1 protein-coding gene is annotated in these 1,853 nt (G+C 59.6%); it reads left to right on the top strand.

The genetic code is table 11. The features are described 5' to 3' along the window. Nucleotides 1-378: 378 nt before the first annotated feature. A complete protein-coding gene (gene ltrA, locus DMX12_RS28780) occupies nucleotides 379-1,800 on the top strand; it encodes a group II intron reverse transcriptase/maturase (RefSeq protein ID WP_110680093.1) in 1,422 nt (473 codons plus the stop codon). Nucleotides 1,801-1,853: the final 53 nt, after the last annotated feature.

The following is a 1,853-nucleotide window of genomic DNA, read 5'->3' as shown; positions in this document are numbered from 1 at the left end:
GGTAGCCGAGCGGGTGACTTGGAGGTGAAAGTCCTCTACACACCCGGCAAGGGGAAGTGTTAGCCAGAGGCAAGGGTGTCGCGGGCGACTGCGAATCTGAAGGAAGCCCGAGGCAAAATGCTGGTCTGACGAACAGGAAGCGGATGAGGCGGCGCAGCGGGGTTAGGCGGCAACAATCGCCAAAGCCCAATACTTGCACGGAACGCTGTGGCGTAGATCCGACAGGCATAAGCAGGAAGGTCACGCGAATTACCCTGGGAGGTCTGCACGTTTGCCACTGTGCTACCGAGCGTCGAGAGGCGACGGGATGAGCGTGCAGAAGTCAGCCGAGGCCGTAGTAAGTGGCGGTTAACCGCGTCACCAAGGGCCGAACAAGTTATGCCGCCAGTAGGCGTCACTGTCTCGTTGGTAGCCGTAATGCAGAAATTTCCCACAGCGGAAACTGTCATCCCGAGTCCCGGCCAGAAGCCGAGGGTGATGCATGACAGTGCAAAGGTATCGACGGCGTCAGTGGCGTGGACGAACGCGGAGCCGGACACGCTGATGGAGCGGGTGCTTGCACCGGCCAATCTCAGGCGTGCGTATAAGCGCGTAGTCAGCAACAAGGGGGCGCCGGGTGCCGATGGCATGACGGTCGCTGACTTGGCTGGCTATGTGAAACAGTATTGGTCAACGCTCAAAGCCAGGTTGCTGGCCGGTGAATACCATCCCCAAGCAGTGCGGGCGGTTGAAATCCCCAAGCCGCAGGGCGGCACACGGCAACTGGGAATCCCCAGCGTCGTGGATCGTCTGATCCAGCAAGCTTTGCAGCAACAGCTCACGCCACTCTTCGATCCGCTGTTTTCGGACTACAGCTACGGCTTTCGTCCGGGCAAAAGCGCTCACCAAGCTGTTGAAATGGCCCGCTCCCATGTGGCGGCGGGGCATCGCTGGTGCGTGGAGCTTGATCTTGAGAAGTTCTTTGATCGGGTCAACCACGACATCTTGATGGCCTGCTTGCAGCGCCGGGTTGAAGATAAGAGAGTGCTCAGGCTAGTCCGCCGCTACCTTGAGGCTGGGATCATGTCGGGCGGAGTCGTCAGCCAGCGGCGGGAGGGGGCGCCGCAAGGCGGCCCACTTTCGCCATTGCTGTCGAATATCCTGCTCGATGAACTCGACCGCGAGTTGGAGCGACGTGGCCATCGCTTCGTACGCTATGCCGATGATGCGAACATCTATGTGCGCAGTCCTCGTGCTGGCGAACGAGTGATGGACAGTGTCGAGCGCTTCTTGAAGCAGCGCCTGAAACTAATGGTGAATCGAAAGAAGAGCCGCGTTGCAAGGGCCTGGAAGTGTGACTACTTGGGCTATGGAATGAGCCGTCACCTGCAGCCGAGGCTGCGTGTGGCGACGACGAGTTTAGGTCGCATGCGTGACCGGCTGAGAGAATTGCTGCGCGGTGCGCGGGGTCGCAAGATGGCTAACGTCATCGAGTGGATAAACCCTGTGCTGCGAGGTTGGGCAGGCTACTTTCAGCTCAGCCAAAGCAAGCGGCCGCTCGAAGAACTGGATAGCTGGCTCAGGCATAAACTTCGCTGTGCCATCTGGCGCCAATGGAAGCAGCCCTCCACGAGGGCTCACAACCTGATGCGTTTGGGTCTTAGCGAGGAGCGAGCCTGCAAATCAGCCTCCAACGGCCGGGGCCCATGGTGGAACTCCGGGGCGTCACATATGAATCAGGCGCTGCCGAAGAAAATATGGGATCGACTCGGGCTGGTCTCGATACTGGATACGATCAACCGGCTTAGCCGCATAACTTGAACCGCCGTGTACGGAACCGTACGCACGGTGGTGTGAGAGGACGGCGGGTGTGA

Origin of the sequence: Pseudomonas sp. MB-090624 (assembly GCF_003205245.1) — a bacterium.
Classification (GTDB): Bacteria; Pseudomonadota; Gammaproteobacteria; order Pseudomonadales; family Pseudomonadaceae; genus Aquipseudomonas; species Aquipseudomonas juntendi.
Note: the sequence above shows the minus strand (reverse complement) of the source record. Positions and strands in the feature narration are given on the sequence as shown.

Coding starts and splice junctions, on each gene's coding strand:
- ltrA (WP_110680093.1), top strand. CDS start 379: ATGCCGCCAGTAGGCGTCACTGTCTCGTTGGTAGCCGTAATGCAGAAA.